Annotated in this window: 12 protein-coding genes and 1 pseudogene; 5 read left to right on the forward strand and 8 right to left on the reverse strand. The window is 56.9% G+C overall.

The window, feature by feature from the left end:
* Positions 1–31 precede the first annotated feature (31 nt).
* The 8 genes and pseudogenes from ABD949_RS11215 to ABD949_RS11245 all read right to left on the reverse strand — a co-directional run bounded on the left by ABD949_RS11215 (position 32) and on the right by ABD949_RS11245 (position 9,544).
* Positions 32–3,226, reverse strand: a complete 3,195-nt coding sequence (locus ABD949_RS11215; protein WP_345243471.1) for a two-component regulator propeller domain-containing protein — start codon at positions 3,224–3,226, stop codon at positions 32–34.
* 63 nt (positions 3,227–3,289) lie between these two features.
* Positions 3,290–4,183 carry a PIG-L deacetylase family protein gene (locus ABD949_RS11220; protein WP_345243473.1) on the reverse strand — a complete coding sequence of 298 codons (894 nt, stop codon included), beginning with the start codon at positions 4,181–4,183 and terminating at the stop codon, positions 3,290–3,292.
* Between the two features lie 70 nt (positions 4,184–4,253).
* Positions 4,254–5,279: an LLM class flavin-dependent oxidoreductase gene (locus ABD949_RS11225; protein ID WP_345243475.1), complete on the reverse strand. Its 1,026-nt coding sequence runs from the start codon at positions 5,277–5,279 to the stop codon at positions 4,254–4,256.
* A gap of 88 nt (positions 5,280–5,367) precedes the next feature.
* Positions 5,368–6,081, reverse strand: a complete 714-nt coding sequence (locus ABD949_RS11230; RefSeq protein WP_345243476.1) for a hypothetical protein — start codon at positions 6,079–6,081, stop codon at positions 5,368–5,370.
* A 157-nt stretch (positions 6,082–6,238) separates the two neighbouring features.
* Positions 6,239–6,586 (reverse strand): T9SS type A sorting domain-containing protein, encoded by a 348-nt coding sequence (locus tag ABD949_RS11235; RefSeq protein WP_345243478.1) that lies wholly within the window; start codon positions 6,584–6,586, stop codon positions 6,239–6,241.
* Positions 6,587–6,688: pseudogene (locus tag ABD949_RS30790) on the reverse strand (hypothetical protein); the annotation flags it as partial.
* Positions 6,679–7,389, reverse strand: coding sequence for a PA14 domain-containing protein (locus ABD949_RS11240; RefSeq protein WP_425576744.1), 711 nt, complete (start codon positions 7,387–7,389; stop codon positions 6,679–6,681). The pseudogene ABD949_RS30790 and the gene ABD949_RS11240, both read right to left, overlap by 10 nt.
* A gap of 352 nt (positions 7,390–7,741) precedes the next feature.
* On the reverse strand, positions 7,742–9,544 hold the full coding sequence (locus ABD949_RS11245) for an AMP-dependent synthetase/ligase (protein ID WP_345243481.1): 1,803 nt from the start codon (positions 9,542–9,544) through the stop codon (positions 7,742–7,744).
* A 274-nt stretch (positions 9,545–9,818) separates the two neighbouring features.
* On the opposite strand from ABD949_RS11245, the gene ABD949_RS11250 reads away from it, so the two are divergent.
* The 5 genes from ABD949_RS11250 to ABD949_RS11270 all read left to right on the forward strand — a co-directional run bounded on the left by ABD949_RS11250 (position 9,819) and on the right by ABD949_RS11270 (position 14,849).
* Entirely contained in the window at positions 9,819–10,229 is a 411-nt protein-coding gene (locus tag ABD949_RS11250; RefSeq protein ID WP_345243483.1) for a hypothetical protein, read from the forward strand.
* Positions 10,230–10,257: 28 nt separating this feature from the next.
* The gene (locus ABD949_RS11255; protein WP_345243484.1) at positions 10,258–10,698 is read left to right on the forward strand and encodes a hypothetical protein; all 441 of its coding nucleotides are present in this window, start codon (positions 10,258–10,260) and stop codon (positions 10,696–10,698) included.
* Positions 10,699–10,753: 55 nt separating this feature from the next.
* Positions 10,754–11,683 carry a winged helix-turn-helix domain-containing protein gene (locus ABD949_RS11260; RefSeq protein WP_345243486.1) on the forward strand — a complete coding sequence of 310 codons (930 nt, stop codon included), beginning with the start codon at positions 10,754–10,756 and terminating at the stop codon, positions 11,681–11,683.
* Positions 11,684–11,838: 155 nt separating this feature from the next.
* Entirely contained in the window at positions 11,839–12,177 is a 339-nt protein-coding gene (locus ABD949_RS11265) for a PadR family transcriptional regulator (RefSeq protein WP_345243488.1), read from the forward strand.
* A complete protein-coding gene (locus ABD949_RS11270) occupies positions 12,174–14,849 on the forward strand; it encodes an ABC transporter permease (protein WP_345243489.1) in 2,676 nt (891 codons plus the stop codon). Before ABD949_RS11265 ends, ABD949_RS11270 begins: the two co-directional genes overlap by 4 nt.
* The last annotated feature ends 24 nt before the right edge of the window (positions 14,850–14,873 follow it).

Below are 14,873 nucleotides of genomic sequence, written 5' to 3' on the forward strand. Positions count from 1 at the left end.
TTGTAGGTATACCTGGGCTCAGGCTACGCATTCACACCGGTATTTCAATAATCACCTTAGTACCGCAGCCTTCGCCGTCGGCGTCCATCAGGTCCTGAATAGAAACCTGGGGTTTACGACCTACCAATTCACTGAACAGTTCAATGCGATGCCAGGTGATCTGCATGCCCATCGATTCACTCGTAGCCGAGTGGCTTTTCAACTGAGCGGCTTTTTTGCGCCCTACTCCATTGTCTTCAATCGTAAATACCAGTTTACTTTGCTCCCGCCGGATATCGACCAGAATGTGGCCGGGCCCTTCTTTGGGCATCAGTCCGTGCCAGATGGCATTTTCGACGTACGGTTGCAGCATCAGCGGGGGAATCTCCGTCGTCAGAACATCTACCTCGTCGGCGCAGCGGATCGTATAGTCGAACTTCTTGTCGAAGCGGAGTCGCTCCAGGTCGAGGTAGAGCTTCAGGGCGTCCAGTTCGTTCTGGACGGTTACCGTCGGGGAGTTTGAGTTTTTAAGGATCAGCCGGATCAGCCGGGAGAAACGCAACAGGTAGCCGGAGGCCGTCTGCCGTTCATTCTTGATGATGTAGTAGTTGATCGAGTTTAGGCTGTTGAAGATAAAGTGTGGATTCATCTGCGCCCGCAACGCCTGCATCTCCAGCTCAGCTACGTGTTTGTTAAGCGCTGTTTTCCGGGCCTCCTCCCGGCGGATCTGCGCTACCCGGTAGCGAAAACCGGCGTAAACCAGCCCGCCCAGGCTAATCACAGCCAGCGTCAGAAATACCCCGCTGCGCCACCACGGGGGCGAGATGATGACAGGTATCGCTTTTTCGGCCCATACGCCATCGCTGTTAGCCGCTTTTACCCGGAATACGTACTCACCCGGCGGCACATTGTAGTAAGTAGCCGTACGCTCCGAACCAACGGATCGCCAGTCGTCGTAGTTTTCAAGCGTGTAGGTGTATTGGTTTCGTTCGGGATGGCGGTAATGGATACCGACGAAGTCGAACGAGAACACATTCTGGTCGTGATCGAGGTGCAGCGCTTCGGCCTGGGCCAGCGGTTTGGTCAGCGGTCCGGCCGATTCAACAGACACCGGCTTGTTGGCAACCCGGAGGGCCGTCAGCTGTACCTGTGGCGGTACGGAGCGGGGTTTGGTCAGTTGCTCGGGCCGAAAGTAATAATAGCCGCCTTCGCCCCCGAAAAACAGGGTACCGTCGCGGCTGCGGTAACAGGAGCCGTAATAAAACTCCTGGCCGCCTTTGATGCCATAATCTTCACCAAAGAGGGTAACCGTATCCCGCTGCCGGTTGATTCTGACCAGCCCGTCGAAGGTGCCTACCCAGAGATTTCCGGCCTGGTCGGTTACCAGGCTTTTTACATTGCCGATGGTTTTGCCGGTGGCCGGGTTCACAAAGGGCCGGAATTGGTCGCGTGGGCGGTCGAACCGGTATAAGCCGCCGGACCCTCCCGTGCCGGCCGTTACCCAGAGCGTTCCGGAGGCATCTTCCAGGATTTGTCCGACAAGGTCGCTTCCTTTGAGGAAGTGGGTAAACCGGCCCGTTTGCCGGTCCATCCGGCAAACCCCGCCCCCCGACCAGGTGCCTACCCAAAACGTTCCGGTGCGGTCTTCCAGCGCACAAATGACCCCGTTCCCGATCGAGGTGGAATCGTTTGGATCATAGCGGTAGTGGGTAAAGCGGTCCGCCCGGCCCTCCATCCGGTGGAGACCGCCGGGGGTCATGACCCAGATGGTACCCGACCGGTCTTCGTAGGTGTTGATGACATACCCCTTGTCGAGACTAGACGGCCGGACCGGGTCATTGCGGTAGTTGGTAAACCGGCCGGTTGAGCGCTGGTAGCGGTAAAGGCCGCTGGTCCAGGTGCTAATCCAGAGATCCCCCTGCCGGTCTTCAAAAAACGAAAACACATGATCGCTGAGGAGCCGGGTCTGCCGGGCGGCCTGCTGGTAAAACGGCTGTTGGGCTCCGCGCTGCGGACCGCGGGCGATCAGACCGCCGTTGGTGCCCAGCCAGACCATGCCGGAAGGGTCTTCGTAAAAATCGTTGACCGCCGTTCCGTTAGGACTCTCCACGCGGTAAATCGCCCGGTTGACCGGGGCAATCCGGACCAAATGCCCATGTACGCCACCCAGCCAGAGCACCCCGTCGCGGGAGCGGCAGGCCGACCAGAACGCATTGCCCGGCAGGCCACCGGTGGAGTCGTTTCGGGCCCGGAAATAGGTTACGTTCCCGGTAGCGGGGTTGTAGCATTTCATGCCACCGCCGTTGGTGCCGATCCAGACCTGACCGGCCCCGTCTTCCCGGATGAAGCGGATGTGGTATTCAACGTCCTTCCGATGGCTTTCCAAATACGGCCGGCTGAGCTGGTCGGGATGGTCGGGATCGTACGGGTAGCGGGTGAATTTGCCGGTCCGGCGGTCCATGGTATGCAGGCCGTCGCCCCAGGTACCCACCCAGAAGGTACCCCGGCTGTCTTCGTACAGGGCCAGTACCCAGTTGCCGGCCAGGCTGGTCGGGTCGGCCGGGTCATGGCGGTAGCGGGTAAATCGGCCTGTTTTGCGGTCGAATTTGTTCAAGCCTCCCGACTGCGGACTGGTCAGGTTGGGCTCACCGGTACCAATCCAGAGGGTTCCCTGCCGGTCTTCGTAGATTACCCGGATCTGACCGTGGCTCAGACTGCCGGGGTCGTTCGGCACGGGTGCATAGCGGGTGAAACCCCGCTGCCCGGCCCGGCGGCTGTAGAGTCCGTTGCGCGTACCAACCCAGAGCGTCCCCTGCCGGTCTTCGTACAGGGTGGTGATCAGGTTTTCGGCTGTATTGAAATCGGCCCGTCCGGCCAGTTTGTGGTGTTCTACGCGACCGGTTTCGGGGTCTAGGCACTCCAGGCCATATCCTTTGGTGCCGACCCACACCCGGCCGTCGCGGGTAGGGCAAACCGCTTCCAGGGCATTGCTCACCAGCGATTGAGCAGAGTTGGGGTTGTGCAGGAAAGACGTCCAGGTATAGCCGTCGTACCGCAGCAGGCCCATGGAGGTGGCCGCCCACATAAAGCCATAGCGGTCCTGTTTCAGGTCGGTAATCCAGCTATGATCCATCCCATTCGGCAGCGGTACCGTGGTAAAGATGTCCGGCTGCGCCGGCAGCGGAGTGACGCGTGCCAGTAAGAGAAGACAGATAAGCTGTACCCGCAGAAAGCGACTTCTCAGCATATGGATTAAATAGGTGTCCGGCCCGGCGTTACGGATACGGCCTCCAATCCGGGTACGTCAGGCTTAAAACGTCGGAAACAGTTTCTTCAGATCCTCCAGCGAGGGCTGACTGCCGTACTGGCAAAGCTCAAAGGCTTCGGCGTATTTAAACTTACGCCCTTTGTCGGCCCCGTACAACTGCACCAGCCGGTCCCGGTATTTGTTGGCTACGTCTTCGTTGCGCTTCTTCAGCACGTCCAGTATATACGTCTGCCGCTGGGCATCCCCCTCCGGCACGTTGGGCAGGTAACGGCCCTGCCAGGAATCCTTATCGGCAAACTGCGACGGAATGGCCCGCAGACACGCCCATTTCTTCTCCACCGCTTCGTCGATGCCCACCACAATGGTCGGTTCGAAGGCGTTGGGTTTCTGGAAATTATCGGAGTAGTACAGGAAAACCGGGTTGCCTTTGGTGGGCGGGGTATCGGGCGTAAAGAACGGCGCAGCCACCACTACAGCGGCATCTTCCACCAGCACACCCGTGTAGCGGTGGTCGGGGTGGTAGTCGTTCGGGCGGTGACAGAGTACGATATCGGCCTGCCACTCCCGAATCAGCCGGGCCACGGCTTTCCGGTTCTCCAGCGTCGGCATCAGTTCGCCGTCGTGGATATCGAGCACTTCGGTTTCAATGCCCAGGGCTTTGGCGCAGGCCTGCACTTCGGCCCGGCGACGCTGCGCCAGCGGCCCACCCGCCTGACTGAAATGCCCAATGTCGCCGTTGGTCAGGGAGACAAACTTTACTTTATGCCCCTGCGCAGCCCACAGAGCCGCTACGCCACTGGCTTTTAGTTCACAGTCGTCGGGATGGGCACCAAAAGCGATGATGCGGAGCGTACGGCCGGTATTTCCAACTTGCGCAAAGGCCTGATCTAGTAAACAGGAAGTCAGAAAAAGAAGACAAAACAGAATGCGTTTCATCAGATAAGGTTAGGTTTAATGTGAAGAAGGCAATCTAAGCATATATAGGCAAAAAATCACCTCCTCTCCTTCACCGTACCCCTTCCTCCTCGTGAACGGGTTGCGGCTTCGGCAACGCAAAGGCTTCGGCCAGCAGTTCGTACGACCGCAGCCGGTCGGTAAAGTCGGAGGCAATGTTGGCCAGCATCAGTTCTTCTACCTGGTACTGGTCGGCATAGTGGAGCAGTTTGGCCTTCACCTGCCCGGGCGTACCCAGCACCATGCGCTGCCGGTTGTATTCGATCCGCTGCTGCTCGGCCGGGGAGTACACCACATCCTTTACCTCATCGTAATCAACGGGGTCGAGCCGGCCTTTGGTTTCCAGTTGCAGAAAGCGGTGATCGACAATGGCCTGCTGCTGCCGTAATTTTTCTTCGTCTTGGGCGCAGAATACAAACAGGGCCACATTAGCCTGCGGCTGGTCGAGGTTTTCGGAGGGCTGAAACCGCTCCCGGTACAGGGCTACCGCCTGCGGACCGCCGTTGGGATTGATAAAATGCGCAAACGAAAAACCCATGCCGAAGTGCGCGGCAAAGTAGGCGCTCTGTCCGCTGGAACTCAGAATCCACTGCTCCGGCACCGAAGGCGGTATCGGCATGGCCCTCACGTTCTGGTACACCGGGCGGTCGTTCAGGTAATTCTGTAAATCGAAAAGCTGCTGCGCAAAATCCTGCTCGCTGAACGTATTGCCGGGGTTCAGCACGCTGGCGGTATTGCGGTCGCCACCGGGAGCCCGGCCCACCCCCATGTCGATCCGGCCGGGGAAGAGCGATTCCAGCAGCCGGAAGTTTTCGGCCACTTTCAGGGCGCTGTAGTGCGGCAGCATCACCCCACCGGAGCCAATGCGGAGGTGTATGGTCTGCCCGCCCAAGTGGGCCATCAGGATCTCCGGCGTAGAGCCGGCCAGGGCGGTGGTATTGTGGTGTTCGGCTACCCAAAAACGGGTATAGCCCAGTTGGTCGGTTAGTTTGGCTAACGCTACGGTTTCCTGCAGCGCTTCGTGGGCGTTGCTGCCCTTCCGGATCGGCGACTGATCCAGCACACTTAAACGAATCATGGTTGAGTAGTTGATTGGTTAACTGGTTAATGGGTTCAATGGTCAAATAGTTCGATCAACCAATTAACCAGTTAACTAATCAACCAACCTACTGGGCAACGGCGAAATCAGAGTCTTTTACCTTATCGTTGATCTTCACCTTGTCAACTGTTGACTGCCGCTGAAACTGCCCGCTACCCTGGGTAATGGTGGTGGGGTACTTCAACCCTTTGAAATCTTTGTAATCGGCATACAGGATGGCTTGCTCGCGTTCGCCCTGCGGGGTACGCATCATTGATACCGTCTGTACTTTCAGGCCGGAGGCTGCATCGTAGAAATCTGACCAGGTTATGGCACCGTCGGCGGTGGTATGCGTTACTTTATAGGCGTCTTTACCATTAACTTTCTCGCTACCCGCTACGGTGCTCTTCACCCCCATTTTGGCTAACTGCATTTCCGGGAAGAGCATATTCATTAAAATAGCCTGCTGGGCCTGAGCGCCCTCCATGGTCTGATTGCCGCGCGGGCTTACCATGGCGACTTTACTGCCATCGGATACCATCTTGAAGAGTTCCATGCCATTGGCATAACCCACCTGCGAGAACTTGTTGGGAGCCACCTGTTTGCGGGTCATAATCATGGTGTTCCCCTGCATTTCGGTCGACATATCAACGGTCAGGGTATTGATAGTAGCCAGCAAATCTTTGCCGCCAATGGCCACCAGGTATTTGTCCATGACCTCATCGGCCGAAGGGGTGCTTTGCGCAAGAACAGACAGGCAGAGGGCAGGGAGGCACAGTACGGTTAAAACTAGTTTTTTCATATTTAATCAAGGATTTATCATTTAAAGCTACGGCAAAGAAATTGGATTTGCAAAATGAAACGTATTAACGCATAAAGTCTACTTCACGTAAATGCGGCTTCATACATCAAACCAGCATGAATCCTTCCCTGAAGGTGCCGGGAGGCCCGGCACCGTTTTAGTTCTTACTGAATTTTTTCGAAGCCAGTACGCAGTCGTTCTGTTTGATTACCAACAGGTAAAGGCCGGACGACAGCGTGTAAACCGGCAGCCTGACACCGTCGGCGATGACTTCCATTTTTTCAGCCCGATACAGCCGGCCGCCAGCTGATACAAACGTGACGGAAATAGTGGCAGCATCAACATCTGACGGGAGAGTAACGCTAACGTAATTCTCTGCCGGATTCGGATAGATCTGCCATGGAGTAGACGTTTCCATCGCAACACCCACCCGACCCCGGCTGTTATTAACCGAAATGGCGAACGTGGTTGTGACAAACTGTCCACCCGGATCGACGGCCCGCACCGTTACTTTCGCATTTCCCGGCTTCCTGGGCGTTCCGGCAATAACAAGGCCCGTCGCCGAGAGACCATCCGGTAAACCGCTGATCTGGTAAGTCAGCGCATCGCGTCCGGATCGCTGAAGGTGCTGGCCGGGATGCTGTAGTTGAAAGCCGTGCCCACCGTAGCGTTCTGATTCGGGATGGGGCTGGCTACCACCGGTGCGCGGTTGGCCGGTGGTACACTGCCGGGGTAGAGCCGTTCTCTGGGTACGATCACCGCCGAGCCGCTGCCGGGCACCACCCAGTACAGCAGCGCCTGAGCGCCACCGTAGGCTTCGTAGTACTCCACCTTGATGTCGTACTTCTGGCCGGCCGTCAGGCTGATGCTACCCTCCTTTGGCGTAGGCCCCTGATCGGCCCAGTTATCGATCAGCAGCTGGTTAGTGACCCACACGCGGGTACCATCATCGTTGTTGGTGCGGAAGCTGTACGTGCCTGTTACCGGCGCTACGAATAAACCATTCGGATCGGTCGCCTTCACCGTTATTGTAGCGGTACCCGCCGTAGTCGGTGTGCCGGAAATGGTCAGCCCGTTAACCGACAGGCCTGCCGGGAGACCGGTAACCTGAAAGGACAGAACATCGTGATTGGGGTCCGAAAACGTAGTAAACGGAATAGTATAACCTGCTATAGCCGCCTGATCGCTGATGGTGCGCGCTACCACCGGCGCCTGATTGGGAACCGGAAAACCCGGCTGATAGGGATTGGCAGCTTTGATAAATGACTCGGTTATGGCGTCGGCCCACATTTGGGCCGCTTTCGCCATTCCGGTATCGGTCAGGTGAACCTCATCATAGCGGTCGGCTGGGTTTAAACCGGCATCGTAATCCGGTCCCGGAAAGTTGTAGCTGCTCTGGGCCACCTGCTCCTGCACCTGCCGGATGTGGTATTGCGGATTGGAATAGAGGTAGGGGGTATGCCGGTTGATAACCGCCTTGACGGGAAACCAGCCTGGCAGTTATGGAAGTGATCGCGGGGCCCGCTATATGTATTAAGTGTTATTGCTTAATTAATAAATCAGAACCTCTTGATACAACAATAATTTAGTAAACGGTAATCCTATATTTCGGAACATGAAGAAACAGCCCCGGGGTTATGCAAGCCAATAGTTGTTTGACTCAAACCAAAGAAGCCGGCGGATATATTTTGTTGATTATTTCCTGATATTTCTCCAGAATAACCTTTCGTTTGAGCTTCAGCGTAGGGGTCAGTTCGCCCCCATCTACGGTCCACTCCCTAGGTAACAATTCAAACTTTTTAACCTGCTCTACCTGATTGAGCTGAGGATTGTAGTGGTTGATGGCTTCGCGAATCAGACCCACCACGCTTTTATCGCTAACGACGACCTCATTACCCGGATAAGTCCGGCCAGTCTCCTTGAACCACTCCCTGATTTTGTTGAAAGCCGGCACAATGAGCGCCGAAACGAATTTCTGGTCGGCCCCCACTACCATGATCTGCTCAATCCAGGGGCTCTCCACCAGTTTGTTCTCAATGGGCTGCGGGGCGACGTATTTGCCGCCACTGGTCTTGAATATCTCTTTTTTGCGGTCGGTGATCTTCAGGAATTTACCGTCGACCAGCTCGCCGATGTCGCCGGTACGGAACCACTCACCCACAAAGACATCAGCCGTCAGGTCGGGGCGTTTGTAGTAACCCATCATCACGTTCGGCCCTTTCACGAGGATTTCGCCGTCTTCGGCAATCTTCACCTGTACGTCTTTCAGCAGCGGCCCTACGGTGCCAAACATCCGGTTTTCTTCTTTGAACCGATTGCCACTGATGACCGGCGACGTCTCAGTGAGGCCGTAGCCTTCCATCACCACAATTTTGGCGGCCGTAAAGATGCGGAGCAGTTTCACCTGACAGGCGGCCGCACCGGTAATGATGGCTTTTACGTTACCGCCCAGTGCCTCACGCCATTTGCTGAAGATGAGCCGGTCGGCCAGCGCCAGTTGTGCCCGGTACCCCAGCGACAAGGGCGCGTTGATCTCGTACCGCTTTGCCAGATCGACCGACCAGTGGAACAGCTTCTGTTTAATGCCGGTCAGCTGGGCCCCTTTGGCCATAATGCCTTCGTAAACTTTCTCCAGCAGCCGGGGTACGGTAGTAAACACCGTCGGGTTTACTTCCCGCAGGTTTTCGCCGATGGTTTCCATGCCCTCGGCGTAGTAGATGGAGCAGCCCATATAGAGGTAACAATAGGTGGCAGTCCGCTCAAAGGCATGGTTCAGGGGCAGGAAACTCAGCGCCCGCTGGCCGGTAATGCCGATTTCATCGAACAGCTGAAAGCTGCTGAAGACGTTGCTGAGTATGTTTTTGTGCGACAACATCACGCCCTTGGGCACCCCGGTAGTACCGGAAGTATAAATAATGGTCGCCAGGTCTTCACTGCGGATGGTGTCACTGACCCGTTTGATATGCTCGGCCAGGGAAGGAGTTACCTCGTCCAGCATGGAGGTCCAGTGCGGCAGGTTATCCTCCTGCTCAAACGTGTAAATACCCTGCAGGGCGGGCAGCGACGCCCGCAGGCTGTCGACCTTCTGGTACAGTTCTTTATCGTTGACGAAGACGTATTTGACGGCGGCATCCTGCAGCACAAACTGCATCTCGCCGGCGGTTATGGTCGGGTAAAACGGGGTCAGCACCGCCCCGATCTGCTGCACGGCCAGGTCAAGCATCACCCACTCCGGCCGGTTTTTGCTGATCACTGCTACTTTGTCGCGTTTCTCCACGCTCATATCACTGGCCAAAACCCCCAGGTTGAGCAGACCGGCGCTCAGCTGGTTAACGAGGTTCCGAACCTCCTGGGTGCTGTAGGTCTTCCATTGGCCGTTCTCTTTAGCCGCCAGGGCGTCGGTCAGCGGGTGGTGTTCCTGCTGGTATTGCAGGCAGTCGAACAATCGTCTGGGTTCTTTCATCGCGGTCTCCGTAAGCTTCGCCCACTCCTGGGCAAGGGTTCAGGCTATTCAACTAATTTCTGCCTTTTTCGTCCCAAAAAGAAGAAAAATTCAACGCCTGTGCCCGTTTGTTGCTAGGATCATGCATACCTGATTCAATAATTAAACGGGAATTGAGACTTGGGCCCCGATAAACAAGGTTTTACAGTTCCTTTACAATGTTTTACAAGCCTTTACCCGTGGCCGTTCGCGTTTCTCCTACATTCGTTTCGTTCTATCAAACACAAGGAGAATTATGAAAAATAGAATTCGATGGAGTCTCGTCATCTGCGGCTGTATGCTGTCCAGCCTCTGCGCCGGCCAATCTTCGTTCTCCAACTGCACTGCCGCTTTTTTGGGAGACAAAATGGTGGTAGACGAGTACAGCCCCAAAGGCAAATGCGTGGTGGCAGCCACCGCCACCGGGCAGCTGACCCTCTACACGGTGAATCTGTCGCGTACCGAAAGCAAACGGGTGGAGCCGGTTCCGTTCCAGATTGCCATCCGCGACAAAGACACCAAAACCCTGACCATGTACTCGAAGGAAAACCTCCGGCAGGTTGATATCCGGCGGGTGCTGGCGCGATGCAGAAAAGGCGACGCAATTGTGTTGCTGACGCTGGACAACCGGTACGCCTTACCCCATAACGAAATTCTGGTGCAGTAACGAAAGCGCATGTAACCCCAATCATCCCATGAAAAATCAACTGATCCTGGCCGGTGTGGCCACCCTGTTTATGTCCCTGGCCGGTGCCTTTACCGCAACAATACGCCCTGACGAACCGGCCCCCGGCATCGTCTATAGCTCGTTGTTGCTGAACGGAAAACCCCTGGAGATTGCCACATTTTCCCGGTATAGCCGGGGTATCCTGCGGTTAGCCGTCGGCAACGCGGTTGCTGCGGAGGCCGTCGACGTGCCGTTCCGGGTTTATCTGCAGCGAAATGGCCGGGTTGTTCCGATCGGCCAGTCTGACAGCAACCAGACACTCTACGAAGTTGATCTCTATCCGGTGCTGTCGCTGGCGGTACCCGGTGATGAGCTGGTCATAGACCCGGTGCGGCCCGCCGACAAAGCGGCTAAACGGGTGCTCAGGGTTCACATAAACTGGCTTGTTCTAAAAGGAGATGGGTGTTAACTTACGCCACCCTAAGCGAGTCTCCGCTTAGGATGCCACAAAAACCGGCCATACGATGCAAAAAGCAGCTACGTCATTCCCCCGCCCCGTTATCGGGATCATTGGCGTGCTGCTGATCAGTCTGCTGTTTGTCCTTTTTATCCAGCTAACTCCCACTACCCCGCCGGCCAACAGCCCGCGCTTTGCCGAAAAAGTGAACCTGGCCCTGCGCCGGACCGCCCATCACCTGCTGGTCAAAGCCGGGGACACTACCTCCCGGATTCCGCCGGTGCAGCAGGCCGATGACCACACATTTATGATCCGGCTGGAGCGTGCATTTGATTACCAGCCGCTGCCTGCCCTGCTGCAGGCGTCCCTTGACCGGCACGGCATCAGCACCCCGTACGACGTAGCCGTGCTGGACTGCGCTAAAGGAGAGCTTCAGTTGGGGTATACCATCCGGGATCTTACCGGCCAGGAGCCCGTTCCCTGCGGAGGCCGCGATCAGCAATCCGGCTGTTATACCCTGAAAGTTACCTTTACGCCCCCGGAGGCCGTGCCGCCACAGACGTCGCTATGGTGGGTGTTAGCCATCACCGGGCTGTTTGCCGGAGTAGCCTACACCGTTTGGCGGAACGTAGCGCCATCAGCGCCGTCCGGCCCGGCTCCTGTTGTTGCGGCATCCGATAGCCCCCAGCCGCTGCGGTTCGGCAACTCCAGCTTCGACCCGGCCAACCAGCGGCTGATGTCGGGCACTACTCAACATGAGCTGACCTACCGTGAAGCCAAGCTGCTGCACCTGTTTGTCAGCCACCCCAACCAGGTGCTGGAGCGGGAATACATCCTCAAATCGGTTTGGGAAGATGAAGGTATTATTGTAGGGCGCAGCGCCGACGTCTTTGTCTCCCGCCTGCGCAAACTCCTCCAGGCCGACCCGGCGGTTCGCATCGCGGCCGTGCATGGTGTCGGGTACCGGCTGGAAATCCGTCCCGACAACCAGGCATAAACACCGGCCCCTGTCCCCTACCGGACGACCGAATGTCCGAAATCGGACACCGCCCCGTCTCTACTTCCCCTAAAAAGCCCTTGGTTTGCTGGAATCGGCGGTAAAAAATTGTGGCAAAGCATTTGTTCATCAAAAATAGAACTAATAGATTCTGTATGAAGCGGACGTACCTGGGCGAGTTTGAGGAGGTAGTTTTGCTGATTGTGGCCATTCTGGAAGGCGACGCTTATTCGGTGGCCATTACCCACGAAATTGCGGAGCAAACCGGCCGCTCCGTTCGGCTGAATCAGATCCACGCGGCCCTGCAGCGGCTGGAAGAGAAGGGCATGGTCCGCTCCGAAATGGGTGAACCAACCCGCGAGCGTGGGGGCCGGCGCAAACGGCTGTTCGCCGTCACCGACACGGGCCGGCAAACCTTACAGGATATTCAGGCTATCCGGGCGAACCTGTGGGACAAAGTACCGAATTCGCCCAATAACGTAACTAACGCATGAGGCCATCCCGCCCTCCCCAACCGCCCGCCTGGGCCAACCGGTTTCTGGAATGGATGCTACCCCCGCAGGGGGTCGAAGATGTGCTGGGCGACCTCCACGAGGAGTTTGCCTATCAGGTGGAGCATATCGGCGAACGTCGCGCCCGCTGGCGCTACCTGCAGGAGGTCTTTGGGTATGCGCTGCACAGTACCGGTCTGCACCGGACCCCATCGCCATTTGACCTCCGCCCCCAGCACGAGAACTATCCTAAACCACTCTCCCCTGATATGCTCCGGAATTACCTTAAAATTGCCCAGCGCAACCTATGGCGGCACCGCACCGTCAACGCCATCAGCATTGCCGGACTATCCATTGGGCTGGCCTGCGGTCTGGTTATCTTCCTGCTGGTCAGCTACCTGTTCAGCTTCGACCGCTACCACCAGAAAGCGGACCGTACCTACTGGCTTGTCACGGACATTAAGCACGAAAACATTGTTCCGGCCGATGCGGTACCGCGACCCTTAGGCGAGGTGCTGCGCCGGGAGTATCCGTTTGTGGAAAGCGCGGTACGGCTGGAGAATATACATGGGCGCATTGTCAGCGTACCGGATGGCAACGGTGGTTTTCTCAGGAAATTTGACGAAAGCCAGAACCTCTGTTTCACCGAACCGCAGTTCTTTACCGTTTTTGATGTGCAGTGGGTGAGTGGGAATAGTAAAACAGCGCTGACAGCCCCAAATACGGTGGTGTTGTCGGAACGGTACGCCCAAAAGTATTTTGATACCGAGAACCCCATTGGCCGGGTACTCCGCTTTGATAACCAGACGGATCTTGCGGTTGCCGGTATCATCAAAAATCCACCGGCCAACACGAAGCTCAGCTACGACATGCTCATCTCTTACGGCACCATACCGGGGCTGCTGGGCGAGCGGGGGGCGCAAGCCCTGCAGGACTGGGGGCATGTTCCTGCCATGTGTTTCGTCACCCTGCGCGAGGGTACGCCGGTTGGCCGGCTGCAGGATGCCCTGCCCGCGATTCGGCAGAAATACATGAGTCCGCAGGAGGCTAAAGCCTTCGACTTCCACGTATTACCGCTTACCGAATTGAGTCACGACCCCAAGTACGGGGGGCCCGCCCACCGGCCAATTTTATACGCTCTTATGGCCGTGGGCCTTTTTCTGGTGATTGCCGCCTGCATTAACTTCATCAACCTCGCTACGGCCCACGCCCTGAAACGCTCAAAGGAAGTGGGAGTCCGGAAAGCAATGGGCAGCAGCCGACTACAACTTATAGCGCAATTTATGGTTGAAGCGGGTATCCTCACGGTAGCGGCCGTAGCGGTGGCGCTGGTGCTGACCCAACTCAGTCTGCCGGCCCTAAACCAGGCCCTGGCGATACTCCACGCTGATCTTTCTATCCTGGACCTGTTACGGCCGAAAACGCTGGTCTGGTTCACCGGCCTGATTGCGGGTGTGATTGTCCTGGCCGGCTTGTATCCATCGCTGGTCGTGGCCGGATTTAACCCCGTGGCAGCGCTGCGCGGCCGGCTCACCACGCAGCAGGTAGGTGGTGTCTCGGTACGCCGGGGGCTGGTTGTGGTGCAATTCTGCATTACCCAGCTATTCATCATCGGCGTCATTGTCATGATGGCGCAGGTGCGGCATATGCAGCAGGCCGATCTGGGTTTCAGCAAAGACGCCATTCTGACGGTACCGGTTCCTGCCACCAGTGCCGTTAAACAGGAAACGCTCCGCAACCGACTGGCTCAGGTAGCGGGCGTTGACCAGGTCGCGCTGAGTTCCGACCCACCAGCTTCGTTCGGACGCATACCCACGCCGTTCACGTACGACACGCATACGGAGCCTGAGAAATTTCCGACGCTCGTCCGGGTAGGCGACATGAATTTCCTCCCGGTGTTTGACCTTACCCTGCTGGCCGGCCGCAACTTCCGCACCAACGACACCACCAACAACGAAGCGATAATCAATGAAACCATGGTGAAGCAATTAGGCCTGCGTAGCCCCAAAGAGGTATTGGGCAAGCGGCTTACCGTTTGGGAAAGCGATAAAACGATTGTCGGGGTAGTGGCCGATTTCCAGATGAATGAACTCCGCATGGGTGTACCGCCGACGACCATCGTCAACCACTACCGCGAACACCATATTGCCGCGCTGAAGCTAAGTCCGCGCAACTTGCCCGCTACGGTTAAAGCAGTAGAAGCCGCCTGGAATGAGCAGTTTCCCGAGCATGTCTTCAAGGCAGAATTTGTCGACGATATTCTGAACCGATTTTACCTCACCGAACGAATTCTGCTGGGCCTGATTCAAACCTTTTCGCTGGTTGCCATCCTCATCGGCTGCCTGGGGCTGTATGGACTGGTCGCGTTTATGGCCGAAGCGAAGACCAAAGAAATCGGCGTGCGCAAGGTGCTGGGCGCGAGTGCCGGGCAGTTGCTGTGGCTGTTTGGCCGGGAGTTTGCCAGATTGATGGTGATCGGGTTTGTAATAGCCGCTCCTCTGGGCTGGTTTCTGATGAACGGATGGCTGCAGAGCTACGTGTATCGCATCGAATTCGGCTGGTGGGTATTTGCCCTTACGCTAGTCACCACGGTTCTGATTACGCTCCTGACCGTCTCCCGCGAATCACTGAAAGCCGCCTTGGCCAACCCCTCGACTAGTCTGCGAAGTGAGTAGGTCTGCGCGTCGGCGGGCTGCTCG

It is taken from the genome of Nibrella saemangeumensis (assembly GCF_039541915.1).
GTDB classification, from domain to species: Bacteria; Bacteroidota; Bacteroidia; order Cytophagales; family Spirosomataceae; genus Nibrella; species Nibrella saemangeumensis.